This is a genomic window from Pseudomonas sp. PDM17 (assembly GCF_014851985.1).
Lineage (GTDB): Bacteria > Pseudomonadota > Gammaproteobacteria > Pseudomonadales > Pseudomonadaceae > Pseudomonas.
On the sequence record NZ_JACVAT010000005.1, the window covers coordinates 526898 to 543737 of the forward strand.

The window sequence follows — 16840 nt, forward strand, 5'->3', positions numbered from 1 at the left end:
GTCAGAGCGACAGTGGGTAGATGGATTTCTTCTTCGCTTCGCCGGTGGATTCGCGCGGAAGGAACGGGATGTCCGGGTGCAGACTGGCCGGCCCTCGATACTCGTAATGCGGCGACTTGATCAGGTAGTCACCCTGGGTGCCGTACTCGATGCTGTGCTGATCCATGCGGATGTAGCTGCCGCCAGCGTTGATGACGATTGCCTTCCTGGCGGTGATATGGATTTCGTTCTCGGTGCTGGTGATGTCCACGGCCTTGCGGGCGAGCAGTTCCATGCGGTCGTTCTGTGCCTGGATTTGCACCGCGCCGTGGTTGGCGAAGATCTTCATGCCGAGCTTGCGGACGAACAGGCTCATGCCTTCGCCGATGCCGGCGAACAGGCGCTTGGCGACGCTGATGTCCGCCTCGGCGCCGGCGTTGAGCATCAGGTTCTGCTGGGCGGCCACCTGCAGGTGCTGGCCGCTGGTGAGGGCGATGCCTTGGGGCGCGCTGAGCAGGGCGACGGCGCCTGCGAGCTGTTTGACCTCTTCACGCATGAAGGCGATTTGCGCGAGATAGTTGGCCGCGTCGGCCTGGGACATTTCGGCATCGCTGGAGAGCTGCTGCATCTCGTCGCTGGCCTGCTCCAGGCGGGCGATGGCTTCCTGCATGGCCAGTACCTGACCTTGCGCGCCTGTCTGCGCGTCGGCGCTGATGAACACGCCCTTGCCGGCGCGCACTGCACCCCAGCCATCGCTGCGCAGCTCGAAACCTTCGCCGCGCTGTTCGCGCTGGGCATCCACCAGATGCCCGAGGTTGAGCTGGCTCTTGCCGCTGTATTCGGTGCTGAGCTTGATGTGCTCTTTTCCGCGCGAGTCATCCAAGCGCAGCTTGTTGTTGGCCGGCGTCCGCAAGACGTTGCGCTTGTAGTTCTTCAGGGTGACGTGGTCGGGGTGCTGGCTGTTGTGCATCGCATGGGCGATGTAGGGCCGGTCCGGGTCGCCGTTTTCGAAGGCGATCCGTACTTCGGTGCCTTGTATCAAAGGCAGGTGCAGCCCATACGTGTCGCCACTATAGGGGCGCGCCAGGCGCAACCACATTGACTCGCGTCCTGCGGGCCAGGTGTCGCGATCGAAGACGAAATGGCACTTGTAGCGGCCTTCCATGTCGATGTGGCCGTACAGGTCGTTCGGCTCGGGGCTGGTGACGCGGGCGGGAATGGTGCCGGCAATCACCGGTTTGGCCGGCACTGTGGGGCGGAAGCAGACTTGCTCGTCGTAGGGGATGGCTTCGAACTGCACTTCGAAGCTGCGGTCGCGGGCGGCACTGCTGTGCAGGCGGACGATCACCGCGCCCGGTGCGAAGTTTTTGTCTACGCCGTCGAGCTTGAGTATCTGCCCGGGTAGCAGCGCGGGGCTGCTGGTGTGGCCGGTCAGGCGCGTGCGTTCGTTGAGGTAGCGTTCGTGGGCGAGGCGCGCGTAGAAGTAGCCGCTTTCGCTCTCCAGGTCTTCGTCCTGAGCGTAGGCGTCGCCGAGTTTCTGGTGGGGCTCGCCGTAGTGGTAAGCCTCGCCGTAGGTAGTTTTCGGCGATTTGAGCAGGTCAACATTCGCGTCCAGCTCAGCGCCGGCGTCGCGGTAGTAGTAGGCGCGGTTGCTGACCTGCTGCAGGACCAGCTCATGTTTGCCTTGCAGGCTCCAGACGGCATCCTGTCCGCTGGACTCCAGCGATGACAGCGGGCGCAGCGGCAAGGGTGGCGCGGGCTGGTAATGGCGCTGGTCGTCGTGGAACTCCACCGTCTCGATGCGTAGCTCGGGGTTCATCGAGAAGCGGTACCAGATGCCCACCTCGGCGGTGAGGCGCTGGATGAACGCCAGATCATCCTCGCCGTACTGCATCACCTGTTCGCGCTGCGGGTAGTCGCGGGTCAACTCGAACAGGAAGTCCTGACCTTCGAACTCATTGCGCCGCAGCACCTGCTCGACGATCTCCGGCACGCTCTGGTTCTGATAGAGGCGGTACTGGCGGGCAAGGCCCAGCAGCCTCAGACGGGGGACGAAAGTCACCTCGTAGCGGGATTCGTCCCGTGACATGGACAGCAGGGAAAAGCGGCTGATCGTGCCGTACAGCGTGCGCAGGGGTGGAGCGATTGGCGGCGTGTAGCCGGGAATGCCCAACTGCTCCGGCGGCGCGCGCAAGCTGAAGCTGGCGTCCTTGCAGAGGAAGGCGTCGGCCGGGAGGTCGAGATTGGTACTGGTGAATTCGATGCGGTAGAGGAAGGGTTGACTGAGGGCCTCATCGCCGCTGAAGGCCAGGACGTCGAGCGGGGCTTCAACGTCCCTGACCTTGAGGGTATGGCGACTGTGATCGAAGAAGCGGTGGGCAGCGTTGATGAGCATGGCGGGCGTCCGTTCCGGGAGAACGTTGATCCCACCAGTTGGGTGGTGGCTCTGTCAGTCAGACCCGTCCGGGGAAGTTGCGCGATTGGTCGCTGTCAGCACGAAGGTTTGTCTCTGGCGTAGGCAAAGCGGTAGAGCCGACCGTCGCAGCCTTTCATTTCTGACAGTCTCGGCGTCAATCGGTCAGCGCAACGACGAGTACTCGTGGGACGTGGTTTGCCGGGGAGCCCAGGCCGATTGGCGGTTCACTTCAGAGTTCTCGAACAAAAAAGAGGCCCGCACAGAGGCGGGCCTTGAAAGTCGCCGCGCGTCTCGACGCGGCGAGCGTGGTTGCTTTACGCGGCGTCAGCCACGGCCTCGCGGGAACGGCGTGTGCGCTTGCGCCAGGCGCGGTAGAGCGGCAGGCCAAGCATCAGGGCGACCAGTGCCCAGGTGCCGATGGCGATGGGGCTGGACCAGAGGATGCCCAGTTCGCCGTTGGAGATGGACAGCGCGCGGCGCAGGTTCTGTTCCATCAGCCCGCCGAGGATGAAGCCCAGCAGCAGCGGCGACAGCGGGAAATCGAGCTTGCGCAGGATGTAGCCGAGGATGCCGATGGCGACCATCAGGAACAGGTCGAAGGTGGTGGCGTGCACGGCATAGACGCCGATGGCGGTGATGATCGCGATGCCCGGCACCAGCGCCCAGTTCGGCACCGAGAGGATGCGGGTGAACACCCGCACCATCGGCACGTTGAGGATGATCAGCATGACGTTGGCGATGAACAGCGAGGCGATCAGGCCCCAGACGATGTTCGGCTGTTCCTGGAACAGCAGCGGGCCGGGGGTGATGTTGTACAGGCTGAGCGCGCCGATCATCACCGCGGTGGTGCCCGAACCGGGTACGCCGAGGGTCAGCATCGGCACCAGGGCGCCGCAGGCGGAGGCGCCAATGGCGGTTTCCGGGGCGGCCAGGCCGCGCAGGTCGCCCTTGCCGAACTTGCCGGTGTCACCGGCCAGCTTCTTCTCGGTCATGTAGGCCACGGCGCTGGCCAGGGTCGCACCGGCGCCGGGCAGCACGCCCATGATGAAGCCGAGCAGCCCGCAGCGGACGTTGACCACGGCCACCGAGGCGGCTTCCTTCATGTTGAACAGCATGCGCCCGCTGGCCTCGACCATCTTGTGGCCGTGGTGGGTCTTCTCCAGCAGCAGGAGGATCTCGCTCACCGAGAACAGGCCCAGCACCAGCACGACGAACTGGATGCCGTCGGAGACGTGGATGTTGTCGAAGGTGAAGCGGTACACGCCGCTGTTGGCGTCGATCCCGACGCTGGACAGGAACAGCCCGAGCAGCGCCGCCAGCAGGGTCTTCAGCGGCCGGTCGCCGGCCAGCCCGCCGAGGGCGACGATGGCGAAGACCATCAGTACGAAGTATTCCGCGGGGCCGAAGGCGATGGCCCATTTCGCCAGCAGCGGGGCGAACAGCACCATGCCGCAGGTGGCGATGAAGGCACCGATGAACGAGCTCCAGGCCGACAGCGACAGGGCCACGCCGGCCAGGCCGTTGCGTGCCATGGGGTAGCCGTCGAGGGTGGTCATCACGGTGGAGGCTTCGCCGGGAATGTTCAGCAGGATCGAGGAAATCCGCCCGCCGTATTCGCAGCCCAGGTACACGGCGGCCAGCAGGATCAGCGCCGACTCCGGCGGCAGGCCGAGGGCGAAGGCGACCGGGATCAGCAGGGCTACGCCGTTGATCGGGCCCAGGCCCGGCAGCAGGCCGACGACGGTGCCGATCAGGGTGCCGATCAGCGCGGTGATGAGGTTGTACGGGCTCAGGGCGACACCAAAGCCCTGTCCGAGATAGCTCAAAGTTTCCATGACGAGTTCCTCAGAGCAGGGGGTCGAGGATGCCCAGCGGCAGCGGGACGTCCAAAGTGCGGTCGAACAGCACGTAGAGGCCGATGGCGAGCAGCGTCGCGGTGATCACGCTGGCCACCGGGCGGCCGCCGTAGATCAGCGCGATGAAGGTGCCGATCATCGCGCTCGCCGGGATGAACCCCAGCGGCTCGAACAGGCCGGCATACACCGCCAGCAGCACGACGCAGAGCACCACCTTGCCTAGTAGCGCGCCTTCCAGCGCGGGTTCGTCTTCCTCGCGCTTGATCGGCGTGGGACGGGCGATCAGCCAGGCTAGGCCCACGGCCATCAGGCCCAGGCAGAGCAGCGGGTAGGCGCGCGGGCCGACCGGTTCGTAGGAGAAGGGCGCCTGGAGCTGCCAGGCGATCAGGGCGAAGGCGACGCAGGCGAACAGCCAGGCGCCGGCGAACAGCCGCTGGAAGAGGCTGGTACGGGACATGGGGAGTCTCCTGGCGCCGCCTTCGTGGAAGGCGGCGCCGCTCGGGGCGTTACTGGATGAGGCCGAACTCGCGGGCCAGCTGCTTGTACTGGGCGACCTGCTGCTTCACGTAGGCGTCCAGTTCCGGGCCGGTCATGGCGAAGGGGAACAGCTCGCGCTGGTCGCGCAGCCTGGCGAAGTCTTCCGAAGCCAGCAGCTTGTCGAAGGAGGCCTTCCAGAACTGGTAATCCTCTTCGCTCACCTTCGGCCCGACGTAGAAACCGCGCACCACTGGCCAGACGATGTCGAAGCCCTGCTCCTTGGCGGTGGGGATGTCGGCCATGCCTTCATCCTTCAGACGCTCCTCGGAGAACACCGCGAGGATGCGCATCTTGCCGGCGCGGATGTGCGGCATGGAGTCGGAGATGTCCGTGCTGCCCACCTGGATGTGCCCGCCCAGCAGCGCCGTGGCGATCTCGCCGCCGCCTTCCAGGGCGACGTAGCGCAGCTGCTTCGGATCGATGCCGGCGGCCTTGGCGATCAGTGCGGTCTGCATCCAGTCCTGGCTGCCGACGGTGCCGCCGGAACCGATCACCACCTTGCCCGGGTCGGCCTTGAGCGCGGCCACCAGGTCGCCGAGGTTCTTGTACGGCGAGTCGCTGGGCACTGCGATGGCGCCGTAGCTGGTGCCCACGGCGGCCAGCCACTTCACGGCGTTCTCGTCGAAGCGGCCGAACTTGCCCTGGGCCAGGTTCAGCAGCGAGCCACTGGAGAAGGCGGTGATGGTGTTGCCGTCGGCCGGACGCTGGGCGACCACCGCGTTGTAGGCCACGGCGCCGACGCCGCCGGGCATGTAGGTGACGCGCATCGGCTTGGTCAGCAGCTTCTCGTCCACCAGGGCGCTCTGCGCCAGCTTGCAGGTGAGGTCGAAGCCGCCGCCGGGGGACGCCGGGGCGATGCATTCCGGGCGCTTGGGCTCGGCCATCAGTTGGCTGGCGGCGAGCAGGGTGGCGCCGGCGAGGGTCAGGTTGCGCAGGACGGTGGTCATGGTGCGATGCCTCTCTTGTTGTTGTCGGTTTACCAGATCGCCAGGGAGTAGCTGAGATAGATACGCGTCTCGTCGGCGTCCCGCGCGAAGCTGGAACGGTAGGTGGCGTTACGCACGCGCACCGCGACGTCCTTGAGCGGGCCGCTCTGGATCACGTACTTGATGTCGGTGTTGCGCTCCCATTCCTTGCCGTGACCGTCCATGCCATTGATTTTGGCATTGTCACCGCTGATGTAGCGATTCATCAGGGTCAGGCCGGGCAGGCCGAGGCCGGCGAAGTCGTAGTCGTGGCGGACCTGCCAGGAGCGCTCGTCGGTCTCGGCGAAGTCGCCGACCTGGACGAAGTTGACGAGGTAGGGGTTGCTGCCGTCGATGTAGGGGAAGGCACTGTCGCCGCTCATCTGCTGCCAGCCGAGGCTGAACTTGTTGGCGCCGATGGCGTAGCCGAGCATGCCGTTGAAGGCGCGGTTGTCGATCTCGCCGCCGCGCGCCTCGCCCTGGTCATCGCTGATGGCCAGGCGCATATCGGCGCTGAACTTACCGGGGCCCAGCGGATAACTCGCGAGCAGGCCGACGAAGTGCTGGCGGTAGACCTCGTCCAGCTGCGCGTAGTGGTAACGGCCGGTGAGGTTGTCGGTGAACTTGTAGTCGCCGCCGGCCAGGTCGTAGTGCTTGCCCTCGGCGCTGCCACCGGAGAAGCGGCGGTTCTTGTTGTTCAGCGCCAGGTCGGTGTAGTCGGTGGAGTCGCGGTCCTTCACTTTCTCCAGGCGCCCGCCGGTGAAGTTCAGGCCCGGCAGGTCGGTGGAGTTGAGCAGGCCGCCCTCGAAGGTCTGCGGGAACAGGCGGCTGTCGTTGGGCTGCAGGGTGGGCAGGTCGGGGATCAGGCTGCCGATCTTCAGCTCCGTCTCGGAGGCCTTGAACTTGGCGGTCAGGCCGAGCTTGCTGTATTCGTCGGCGGCGCGGCCGTCATCGTGGGTCGGCAGCAGGCCGGTGCCGGTGCGGTCCGGGGAGGAGTCGAGCTTCAGGCCGAGCATGCCCATGGCATCCAGGCCGACGCCGATGGTGCCGGGGGTGTAGCCGGACTGGAAATCGAGGATGAAACCCTGCGCCCATTCTTCGCGCTTGGACTGGCCGGCGCCGTCGCGGAAATCACGGTTGAAGTAGATGTTCTGGGTGCTGAGCGTGGCGCTGCTGTCTTCGACGAAGCCGGCGGCTTCGCACAGCGGGGCGACCCCGGCGAAAGCCAGCAGGGCGGGAGTCAGACAGCGGGAGTTGGGCTTGGAAAAAGCCGGTGCAGCCAAAGGCCGGGCGGTGGGCATCTGTGGTCTCCGTTCTTGTTGTTGTCGCGAAAGGGCACCACGCCGCCTTCCGCTCTGTTGACGGTCTTTGCCGTCGTCGAGTCCGCTGCTCCCGCCGTTGCGCCTGGGCAGTCGGCGCTGAAATATTCGGGGTTGGGAGGCGGCTCGTTGGCGATGCTAACGGGCTAAGCTTTCGCCAGGCTTTCAGTCGCCTTTCGCAGTGATTTCAGCGAATTTCCCCCATTCACAGTGGCGCGCGGATGGGTAAACTGCCGGCCCGAACCTGTAGTCCGAGGGGTAGAAACGCGTGCGAATCCTCCTGGTTGAAGACCATCCGCAACTCGGTGAAAGCGTCGCCCAGGCGCTCAAGGGCGCCGGCTGGACCGTGGACCTGCTGCAGGACGGCGTGGCCGCCGACCTGGCCCTGGCCAGCGAGGACTACGCGCTGGCGATCCTCGACGTCGGCCTGCCACGGCTGGACGGCTTCCAGGTGCTGGCGCGCCTGCGCGAGCGCGGCAAGACCCTGCCGGTGCTGATGCTCACCGCCCGTGGTGAAGTGCGCGACCGCGTGCACGGCTTGAACCTGGGCGCCGACGATTACCTGGCCAAACCCTTCGAACTCACCGAGCTGGAAGCACGGGTGAAGGCCCTGCTGCGCCGCAGTGTGCTGGGTGGCGAGCAGCAGCAGCGCTGTGGCGAGCTGGTCTACGACCTCGGCGCGCGGCGCTTCACCCTGGCCGAGCAGGCGATGAACCTGACCTCCCGCGAGCAGGCCGTGCTGGAGGCGCTGATTGCCCGTCCGGGGCGGGTGATGAGCAAGGAGCAGTTGGCGGCGCAGGTGTTCGGCCTGGATCAGGACGCCAGCGCGGACGCCATCGAAATCTACGTCCACCGCCTGCGCAAGAAGCTCGAAGGCAGCTCGGTGCGCATCGTTACCTTCCGCGGCCTGGGCTATCTGCTCGAGGCCCAGGATGGCTGAACGGCGCTGGGTGCTTCCCGGCACGGGCAGCCTGCGCGGGCGCCTGCTCTGGCGCCTCGGCGGGCTGCTGCTGGTGCTGCTGCTGATCGGTAGCGCGGCCACCTACTGGCGTGCCCGGCACGCGGCCGACATCGCCTATGACCGCACCCTGCTGGCGTCGGCGCGGGACATTGCCGATGGCCTCTACGCCAGCGACGGCACCCTGCGCGCGAACGTGCCCTACGTGGCGCTGGACAGCTTCGAGTACGACAGCGCCGGGCGCATCTTCTACCAGGTGATCGATCCGCAGGGGAAGATGATCTCCGGCTACGAGAACCTGCCGGCGCCACTGCCGACCACGCCGCGTACCGACGATTACCCGGCGCTGGCCAAGTTCTACGACGCCACCTACGAAGGGCAGGGCGTGCGGGTGGTCAGCCTGCTGCAGCCGGTGAGCCAGCCGACGGTCAACGGCATGGCGGAAATCCGTGTCGCCGAAACCATGGGCGCCCGCGAGCGGCTGGCGCGCAACCTGCTCGCCGATACCCTGCTCAACCTCGCGTTGTCGGCCATCGCCGCGCTGATGATGGTCTGGTACGCGGTGAGCGCCGGCCTGCGCCCGCTGGATCGTCTGCGTGAGGCGGTGGAGGAGCGCCAGCCGGACGATCTGCGGCCGTTGCCGGAAGTCCGCGTGCAGAAGGAGCTGCGCCCGCTGGTAGCGGCGCTCAACCACTTCACCGTGCGCCTGCGCGGGCTGTTCGACCGTCAGTCGCAGTTCATTGCCGAGGCGTCCCACGAGCTGCGTACCCCACTGGCAGCGCTCAAGGCGCGGCTGGAACTGGGCCTGCGCGAGCAGGACCCGCAGCAATGGCGGGCGACGCTGGTCGACGCCGTGCAGAACACCGACCGGGTGACCGGGCTGGCCAATCAGCTGCTGTCCCTGGCGCGGGTGGAAAGCGGCGCTCGCGCCATCGCCGAAGGTGCGGGGGAGCGCCTCGAGCTGGGCCAACTGGCCCGCGAACTCGGGCTGGCGCTGGCGCCGCTGGCGTATTCGCGCGGTGTGGCGCTGGCGCTGGAGGCGGACGAGCCGGCCTGGGTGAAGGGCGATCCGACCCTGCTCAACGAGCTGCTCAGCAACCTGGTGGACAACGCCATCGCCCACGCCCCGGCGGACGGCAACGTGATCATCCGCGTGCGCTCGCCGGCCGAGCTGGAGGTCGAGGACGACGGCCCCGGTATCCCGCCGGAGGAACGCGACAAGGTGTTCCGCCGCTTCTATCGCCGCCGCCAGCAGGGCACAGGGCTGGGCCTGGCCATCGTCGGCGAGATCTGCAGCGCGCATCGTGCGCGCATCGAGCTGGGCCAGGGCGAACTGGGCGGGCTGTTGGTGCGGGTGACTTTCCCGGCGGAAAACGCCTGAGCCAGAAACACGAAACCCGCCGGTAAGGGCGGGTTTCGGGCGGTCCGGCGCGAGCTTACTGCAACATGCTCATGGCCGCTTCCATGGCGGCGGAGAGGTCTTCGTCTTCCTTCACGTCTGCCTTCGGGTCCAGGCCCAGTTTGGCGAAGGCCGGAATGGTCGCCCAGTCCAGCTCGGTGTAGGGGTGCTGGCTGCCCAGATAGCTCTGCAGGGTGGCAACCTGGACGATGTCCACGTAGTCGACCTTGGCCGAGTCGCGGCTGAAGTCCAGGTGCTGCCCCGGTACGGCGGCGATCGGCGCCGGGAAGTCCCAGGCCTTGAGGATGCGGTCGCCGATGATCGGGTGGATGCGCTCGATCACGTGGTTGAGGCTGATGGAGTCGGCCAGCAGTTCGCTGTGCTCCTCGGCGTAGGTGAGGATCGGCAGCACGCCGATCTGGTGCACCAGGCCGGCCAGGGTCGCCTGATCCGGCGCCAGGCGGGTGTAGTGGCGGCACAGGGCGTGGCAGATGCCGGCGATCTCGGTGCTCTTGTTCCACACCTCGCGCATCTTGCGGTCGACCACGTCGGAGGTGGCCTGGAACATCTGCTCCATGGCAAGACCGGTGGCCAGGTTGCAGGTGTAGTTGATCCCCAGGCGGCTGATCGCCATCTGCAGGTCGGTGATTTCCTTGTTGGTGCGCAGCAGCGGGCTGTTCACCACCTTGATGATGCGCGCGGTCAGGGCAGCATCGTTGCCGATCACCTTGCTCAGATCCTGGATGCTGATGTCCGGGTCTTCCGCCGCTTCCCGGACGCGCAGGGCGACTTCCGGCAGCGTCGGCAGCACCAGCTCATCATTGTCGATGGCCCGCAGCAGTTCCTGTTGTACTTTTTCGGCAAGCTTGCTCATGAAGTGTCCTTCAGGGAAAGCCGGGCTCCCCGCCCGGCACGAAATTCAGCGCTGGATCTCGCGGTCGCTGTCCAGAACGTAAGGCAGATCCAGCAGACGCAAGGGCTGGTCCTCGCCCAGGCGCACGTTGCCGTCGGCAGCGGCGTCGTCCTGCAGCACGGCGAGCAGCTCCACGCCATCGGCCGCGCGGGCGGCCAGTACCACCTCGCCGACGCTGGTGGAATGCACCGGCGAGAACAGCTCGCGGCCCGGCTCCGGCAGTTCGGCGCCATCGAGTTTCAGGCGCTGCAGGCGGCGCTTGAGGCGGCCGAGGTACTGCATGCGCGCGACGATTTCCTGGCCGGTGTAGCAGCCCTTCTTGAAGCTCACGCCGCCCACGGCCTGCAGGTTGATCATCTGCGGGATGAACAGCTCGCGGGTGGCGCCGAATACCTGGCCGACGCCGGCGCGAACCTGGCCGAGCAGCCAGTCGTTGAGCTCGGCGTGGGGCAGGCGGGCCTGCAGCAGGTCGGCGATGGCGGCGGCGCGTTCGGTCGATGCCCAGAGCTCGACCCGGTCCTGGCCAAGGCCGATGGCGATCAGGCCGTCGGCCCGTGCCACCTGGTCGGCTTCGCCGGAGAGGCTCAGACCCAGCTCGGCGAGGACGGCGTCCGCACCACTCAGGCCGAAGCGCGCCCACTGGCTGCTGTCATCGGAGAGGGTGGCCTTGGAGAACACCGCGTATTTCTTCAGGTCCGTCAGCTGGCTGTCCAGCAGGTCGTTGGCCATGGCCAGCAGGAAGCCCTCGCCTTCGGCGAGGATGCGGAAGCTGGAGGTCATGCGGCCCTTGGGCGTGCAGCGGGCGCCGAGGCTGGAGTATTCGGCGTTCAGGTAATTGAGGTTGCAGGTCAGCTGGCCCTGGAGGAATTTGGCGGCGTCCGCGCCACGGACGGCGAGAATCCCTTCGTGATTGAGTTCGGTGTAGAAAGCAGAGTCGGTCATCACGATTCGCTGGAAGAAAGTTAGGGGCCTCATGATAGAGCTCAGGCCCAGCCTTGTCAGCGGGTGCCGGGTGAGCCGAGCATGCGTATAATGCCGCTCGGCTCGCGCCGTCCGTCGACTTCGCGAGCGTTCCGATGTATTTGCTCGCAGTTATTCGAGGGAACCCGCAGATGAACGACGAAACCGAACTCAAACGCCTTTTCTGGCACAGCCGCCGCGGCATGCTGGAACTGGACGTCCTGCTGGTGCCCTTTGTACAGGAAGTCTATCCGGGCCTGCCCGCCGACGATCAGGCGCGCTTCCGCAAGCTGCTGGAGTGCGAGGACCAGGACATGTTCGGCTGGTTCATGCAGCGCGGCGAGCCGGAAGATGCCGACCTGCGCCTCATCGTTCGCATGATCCTGGACCGTGTCCAGCCGAAGTGACCCCTTCGAGTGCCGCTGGCAACCGTCCATCGGGTTGCTGGTGGCCTATCTCGCCGCGCAGTGCTGCGCCGTCCTGGCGCTGCTGCTCGCGGACATTCCCCTGCACTGGAAAACGCTCGGCCTGAGCCTCTGCCTGCTGCACGCCTGTCTGGTTGTGCCTGGGCGGATTCTATTGCGCGCGCCGGATTCGGTGCGTGCGCTGCGCCACAACGCCGAGGGCTGGCAGTTGTGGAGCGAACGGGAAGGGTTTCAACCGGTGCAGTTGCTGCCGGACAGCCTGGCGCTGCCTTCGTTGATCGTCCTGCGTTTCCGTCGCCCCGGTGACTGGCTGGCGCGCAGCGTCTGCGTGCCGGCCGATGCGCTGGCGCCGGAGTTGCACCGGCGCCTGCGCGTGCGGCTGCGCTTCAGCCGCAATAGGTGGACGGCGCCAGGATAGTGTCGCGGGCTTCGGGCAGCAGGTCCGGGTAGTCCAGCGTGTAATGCAGGCCGCGGCTCTCGTGGCGTTGCATGGCTGAATTGATGATCAGCTCGGCCACCTGGGCCAGGTTGCGCAACTCGATCAGGTCGCGGCTGACCTTGTAGTTCGAGTAGAACTCGTCGATCTCGTCCAGCAGCAGGCGCACCCGGTGCTGGGCGCGCGCCAGGCGTTTGTTGGTGCGCACGATGCCCACGTAGTCCCACATGAAGCGCCGCAGTTCGTCCCAGTTGTGGGCGATGATCACGTCCTCGTCCGAGTCCGTCACCTGGCTGGCGTCCCAGCAGGGCAGTGCGACCAGTTCCTGCGCCTTGGGCAGCTCGGCGAGGATGTCGGCGGCGGCGGAGCGGGCATAGACGAAGCATTCCAGCAGTGAGTTGCTGGCCATACGGTTGGCGCCGTGCAGGCCGGTGAAGGTGGTTTCGCCGATGGCGTAGAGGTTCGGTACGTCGGTGCGCCCCTGGGAATCCACCAGTACGCCGCCACAGGTGTAGTGCGCCGCCGGCACCACCGGGATGGGCTCGCGGGTGATGTCGATGCCGAAGTCCAGACAGCGCTCGTAGACGGTGGGAAAGTGCTCGCGGATGAATTCGGCCGGCTTGTGGCTGATGTCCAGGTAGACGTAGTCGATGCCCAGGCGCTTCATCTCGTGGTCGATGGCGCGGGCCACCACGTCGCGCGGGGCGAGTTCGCCCAGGGCGTGGAAGCGCGGCATGAAGCGCTCGCCATTGGGCAGTCGGAGCAGGGCGCCTTCGCCACGCAGCGCCTCGGTGATCAGGAAACTCTTGGCCTGCGGGTGGTACAGGCAGGTCGGGTGGAACTGGTTGAATTCCAGGTTGCCGACCCGGCAGCCGGCGCGCCAGGCCATGGCGATACCGTCGCCGGAGTTGCCGTCGGGGTTGCTGGTATAGAGGTAGACCTTGCTGGCGCCGCCCGAGGCAAGCACGGTGAAGCGCGCGCTGAAGGTGTCGACTTCGCCGGTCGAGCGGTCCAGTACGTAAGCGCCCAGGCAGCGTTGACCGTCCATACCCAGTTTCTGCTCGGTGATCAGGTCGACGGCGACCCGTTGCGACAGCAGTTCGATGTTCGGCCGCTGGCGGGCCTGTTCCAGCAGGGCATTGAATATCGCGGCGCCGGTGGCGTCGGCAGCGTGGATGATCCGCCGATGGCTGTGGCCGCCTTCACGGGTCAGGTGGAACTCGAAACCGCCGTCCTCGCGGCCCGGCTCATGGTCGCGGGTGAAGGGAACGCCCTGCTCGATCAGCCACTGGATGGCCTCGCGGCTATGCTCGACGGTGAATTTCACCGCGTCCTCGCGGCACAGGCCGGCGCCGGCGACCAGGGTGTCCTCGACGTGGGACTCCACGGTATCGGTGTCATCCAGCACGGCGGCAACGCCACCCTGGGCCCAGAAGGTGGAGCCCTGGGAGAGTTCGCCCTTGCTCAGCACGGCGATCTTCAGGTGCGAAGGCAGCGTCAAAGCCAGCGTCAGGCCGGCGGCCCCGCTGCCGATCACTAGGACGTCGTGCTGGAAATGCTGACTCATACCCGGCTCCACAAAATGGCGCCCTAGTATATAGAAGGGGGCCACGGCACAATACTGGCGAACCGATGACACCGAAGGCGCGTGAGGTGGGGCGGCAGTCGCAGGGCGGGAAGCTTTCTTCCCCGCTCAAGCCGGTCCGGCAGGCGCCAGGGGTTGCGTCGAAGTCATTGAACGATCACGGCAAATCACCGGAACTTTTTCAGGCGTTCCGGTTCGAACGCGGAATACCCAATCAACTTTGCGCGCAGATTGACATTGCGCGGAAGGGGAGCGGGTGTTCCGCCCGGTGCAGTTGAATTTGACGGGCTTCGGACGCATGTCGGGGTCCGATTGCCGCAAATGTGAAAAAACTGTGCGGCGCATGCTTGGAGGGGAGAACTTTTGCAAAAGACCCGAGTCTATCTTGGCAGGACGATTTACCAGGGTGCTCGAAGCTCCTCCAGGTTTTCAGAGGAGCATTCATGCTAACCCAGGAACAGGATCAGCAACTGGTTGAACGGGTACAGCGCGGAGACAAACGGGCATTCGACCTGCTGGTGCTGAAGTACCAGCACAAGATTCTGGGTCTCATCGTGCGATTCGTGCACGACGCGCAGGAAGCCCAGGACGTTGCACAGGAAGCATTCATCAAGGCGTATCGCGCCTTGGGCAACTTCCGGGGCGACAGTGCTTTTTATACCTGGCTGTACCGTATCGCCATCAACACCGCGAAGAACCATCTGGTTGCGCGCGGTCGGCGGCCGCCGGACAGCGATGTCACGGCAGAGGACGCGGAGTTCTTCGACGGCGATCACGCCCTGAAGGACATCGAGTCGCCGGAAAGAGCCATGCTGCGGGATGAGATCGAGGAAACCGTCCATCGCACCATCCAGCAGCTGCCCGATGATTTGCGCACGGCCTTGACCCTGCGCGAGTTCGAAGGCCTGAGTTACGAAGATATCGCCACCGTGATGCAGTGTCCGGTGGGGACCGTCCGCTCACGGATATTCCGTGCGCGGGAAGCGATCGACAAAGCTTTGCAGCCTTTGTTGCATGATGAAGTCTGATACAGCGGCAGAAGCCAAGAGAGGTACCGCTATGAGTCGTGAAGCCCTGCAGGAGTCGCTGTCCGCGGTAATGGATAACGAAGCGGATGAGCTTGAGCTGCGGCGTGTGCTTGCAGCCTGCGGCGAGGACGCCGAATTGCGGGCCACCTGGTCCCGTTACCAACTGGCCCGTGCAGTGATGCACCGCGAGCCGGCCATGCCCAAGCTGGACATTGCCGCCGCCGTGTCCGCCGCGCTGGCCGATGAAGCCGCACCGGCGCCGCGCAGCCGCAATCCGTGGCGCAACGTCGGCCGCCTGGCCGTCGCCGCCTCGGTGACCCTGGCTGTGCTGGCCGGTGTGCGCATGTACCACCAGGATGACAGTGTCGCCAACGGCCTTGCCCAGCAAAGTGCCACCCCGCAGATCGCCCTGCCGCAAGTGCAAGGCCCGGCGGTACTGGCAGGCTACACTCAGGACGAGGCGCCGCAGGTGATCACCAATGCCCAGGGCGGGCAGACCACCTGGCATGAGCAGCGTCTTCCGGGTTACCTGCGTCAACACGCGCAGCAGTCCGCCGTCAGCGGCACCGACAGCGCCCTGCCTTATGCACGCGCCGCGAGCCTGGAAAGCCGCTGATTTGCGACCTTAAGGAGCGACATGCGCGCGACGACAGCACTGTTGTTCTTCCTCGGCGGTCTGCTGGCATTGCCAGTCCAGGCCGCCGATGCGTTGGACTGGATCAAGCGCCTCTCCGAGGCTGATCAGCAACAGAACTTCCAGGGTACCTTCATCTACGAACGCAGCGGAGCCTTCTCCACCCACGATGTCTGGCATCGTGTGGAGAGTGACGGCTCGGTGCGCGAGCACCTGGTCCAGGTCGATGGGCCGCGCCAGGAAGTGGTGCGCGTCGATGGCGCCACTCAGTGCGTAGGTGGAGGCATGTCGGGGCAGGCGTCGACCGGCGAGATGTGGCCGGCACGCAAGCTCAACCCTGCCGATCTATCTACCTACTACGACGTTCGCGTCGCCGGCGAGTCGCGGATTGCCGATCGTCCGGCGGTGGTGCTGGCGGTGATCCCGCGTGACCAGCATCGCTATGGCTTCGAGCTGCACGTGGACAAGGAGACGGGCCTGCCGCTCAAGTCCCTGCTGCTCAATGACAAGGGCCAGATCATCGAGCGCCTGCAGTTCACCCGCATCGACATGGCAGCGCCGGATGACGGCGAGTTGCAGGCGAGCGCGGCCTGCAAGCCGGTGAAGGAAGCCAAGGTTGCCCAGGTGAAGACCAACTGGCATTCGGAATGGGTGCCGCCGGGCTTTACCCTGAACAGTACGCTGCAGGAGCGCAGCCCGGTCTCCAATGACCAGGTCCTGTGCCTGGCCTACGGCGACGGACTGGCGCGTTTCTCGGTATTCCTCGAGCCGCTGCACGGCGCCAAGGTCGATGATGCCCGCACCCAGCTGGGCCCGACCACCGTGGTGTCGAGGCGGTTCGCCAGTGAAGATGGCGGCACCATGGTGACCGTGGTCGGCGAGATACCCAGTGGCACGGCCGAGCGCGTGGCGTTGTCCATGCGGCCAACGGGAGCCCAGCCACAGTGATCCATGAGCGGGGAAGAGTGGTTGCGGTCGAGTCTGGAGCGGTCCAGGTCGAAACGCTGCGCCGCTCCACCTGCTCGGGATGTTCGGTCAACGCCGGTTGCGGCCAGGGTCTCCTGGAGCGGCTGGGTGTTTCCCAGGGACGCAGCCGAGTGCGAGCGCTCATCTCGCCGAACCTGGCTTCATCGAGTCTTAAGCCTGGCGATGAAATCCTGCTGGGCGTGGATGAAGACCTTCTGCTGAAAAGCGCCCTGCTTTTCTATCTTTCCCCGCTGATCGGGCTGTTCGCGCTGGCGCTACTGGCGGCGCGCCTCGATCTGGGGGAACCTCTCATCATCGTGGCCGGGCTGGCGGGTTTCCTGCTGGCCTGGCTGCTGGTGCGTCGCCATGCGCGACGCCATACGGATGATCCGGCGATGCAACCGGTTGTGCTGCGTGCGCTGGTCGGTGGGCCGCCCGGCCCTGTTTAGTGATCTTCCCAATCA

General features: G+C 65.9%; 16 protein-coding genes. 8 read left to right on the top strand and 8 right to left on the bottom strand.

Annotated features, from left to right (window positions below; genetic code table 11):
* Position 1 precedes the first annotated feature (1 nt).
* The 5 genes from IB256_RS20570 to IB256_RS20590 all read right to left on the bottom strand — a co-directional run bounded on the left by IB256_RS20570 (position 2) and on the right by IB256_RS20590 (position 7054).
* Entirely contained in the window at positions 2-2374 is a 2373-nt protein-coding gene (locus IB256_RS20570; protein ID WP_192403901.1) for a type VI secretion system Vgr family protein, read from the bottom strand.
* A 335-nt stretch (positions 2375-2709) separates the two neighbouring features.
* Positions 2710-4230: a tripartite tricarboxylate transporter permease gene (locus tag IB256_RS20575; protein ID WP_192289749.1), complete on the bottom strand. Its 1521-nt coding sequence runs from the start codon at positions 4228-4230 to the stop codon at positions 2710-2712.
* A 10-nt stretch (positions 4231-4240) separates the two neighbouring features.
* Complete coding sequence (locus tag IB256_RS20580) at positions 4241-4708, bottom strand: tripartite tricarboxylate transporter TctB family protein (protein WP_081517621.1); 468 nt, start codon at positions 4706-4708, stop codon at positions 4241-4243.
* A 49-nt stretch (positions 4709-4757) separates the two neighbouring features.
* Positions 4758-5735 (bottom strand): Bug family tripartite tricarboxylate transporter substrate binding protein, encoded by a 978-nt coding sequence (locus tag IB256_RS20585; RefSeq protein ID WP_081517622.1) that lies wholly within the window; start codon positions 5733-5735, stop codon positions 4758-4760.
* A 29-nt stretch (positions 5736-5764) separates the two neighbouring features.
* Positions 5765-7054: an OprD family porin gene (locus tag IB256_RS20590; protein ID WP_192289747.1), complete on the bottom strand. Its 1290-nt coding sequence runs from the start codon at positions 7052-7054 to the stop codon at positions 5765-5767.
* Between the two features lie 286 nt (positions 7055-7340).
* Between IB256_RS20590 and IB256_RS20595 the strand changes: the two genes are divergently transcribed.
* Together IB256_RS20595 and IB256_RS20600 are read left to right on the top strand one after the other, a co-directional pair.
* Positions 7341-8012 carry a response regulator gene (locus tag IB256_RS20595; protein ID WP_024765529.1) on the top strand — a complete coding sequence of 224 codons (672 nt, stop codon included), beginning with the start codon at positions 7341-7343 and terminating at the stop codon, positions 8010-8012.
* Entirely contained in the window at positions 8005-9411 is a 1407-nt protein-coding gene (locus IB256_RS20600; protein WP_192403903.1) for a sensor histidine kinase, read from the top strand. The genes IB256_RS20595 and IB256_RS20600 overlap by 8 nt, the downstream gene beginning before the upstream one ends.
* A gap of 55 nt (positions 9412-9466) precedes the next feature.
* Here IB256_RS20600 and IB256_RS20605 read toward each other — a convergent pair whose 3' ends face one another.
* Positions 9467-10303 carry an HDOD domain-containing protein gene (locus IB256_RS20605; protein WP_054909002.1) on the bottom strand — a complete coding sequence of 279 codons (837 nt, stop codon included), beginning with the start codon at positions 10301-10303 and terminating at the stop codon, positions 9467-9469.
* A 45-nt stretch (positions 10304-10348) separates the two neighbouring features.
* Complete coding sequence (locus tag IB256_RS20610) at positions 10349-11284, bottom strand: YgfZ/GcvT domain-containing protein (RefSeq protein ID WP_192289743.1); 936 nt, start codon at positions 11282-11284, stop codon at positions 10349-10351.
* Positions 11285-11454: 170 nt separating this feature from the next.
* On the opposite strand from IB256_RS20610, the gene IB256_RS20615 reads away from it, so the two are divergent.
* Both IB256_RS20615 and IB256_RS20620 read left to right on the top strand, forming a co-directional pair.
* A complete protein-coding gene (locus IB256_RS20615; protein WP_192289741.1) occupies positions 11455-11709 on the top strand; it encodes a succinate dehydrogenase assembly factor 2 in 255 nt (84 codons plus the stop codon).
* Entirely contained in the window at positions 11693-12145 is a 453-nt protein-coding gene (locus IB256_RS20620; protein WP_192403906.1) for a protein YgfX, read from the top strand. The genes IB256_RS20615 and IB256_RS20620 overlap by 17 nt, the downstream gene beginning before the upstream one ends.
* Here IB256_RS20620 and nadB read toward each other — a convergent pair.
* Positions 12114-13730, bottom strand: coding sequence for an L-aspartate oxidase (nadB, locus tag IB256_RS20625; RefSeq protein ID WP_192403908.1), 1617 nt, complete (start codon positions 13728-13730; stop codon positions 12114-12116). The two genes, IB256_RS20620 and nadB, sit on opposite strands and share 32 nt — an antisense overlap.
* A 461-nt stretch (positions 13731-14191) precedes the next feature.
* On the opposite strand from nadB, the gene rpoE reads away from it, so the two are divergent.
* The 4 genes from rpoE to IB256_RS20645 are packed head-to-tail and all read left to right on the top strand — an operon-like array spanning position 14192 to position 16825.
* On the top strand, positions 14192-14776 hold the full coding sequence (gene rpoE / locus IB256_RS20630; RefSeq protein ID WP_017516654.1) for an RNA polymerase sigma factor RpoE: 585 nt from the start codon (positions 14192-14194) through the stop codon (positions 14774-14776).
* Positions 14777-14807: 31 nt separating this feature from the next.
* Positions 14808-15392, top strand: a complete 585-nt coding sequence (locus tag IB256_RS20635) for a sigma-E factor negative regulatory protein (protein ID WP_192289735.1) — start codon at positions 14808-14810, stop codon at positions 15390-15392.
* Positions 15393-15413: 21 nt separating this feature from the next.
* Positions 15414-16358: a MucB/RseB C-terminal domain-containing protein gene (locus tag IB256_RS20640; protein ID WP_151189625.1), complete on the top strand. Its 945-nt coding sequence runs from the start codon at positions 15414-15416 to the stop codon at positions 16356-16358.
* Positions 16355-16825: a SoxR reducing system RseC family protein gene (locus tag IB256_RS20645; RefSeq protein ID WP_081517632.1), complete on the top strand. Its 471-nt coding sequence runs from the start codon at positions 16355-16357 to the stop codon at positions 16823-16825. The genes IB256_RS20640 and IB256_RS20645 overlap by 4 nt, the downstream gene beginning before the upstream one ends.
* The last annotated feature ends 15 nt before the right edge of the window (positions 16826-16840 follow it).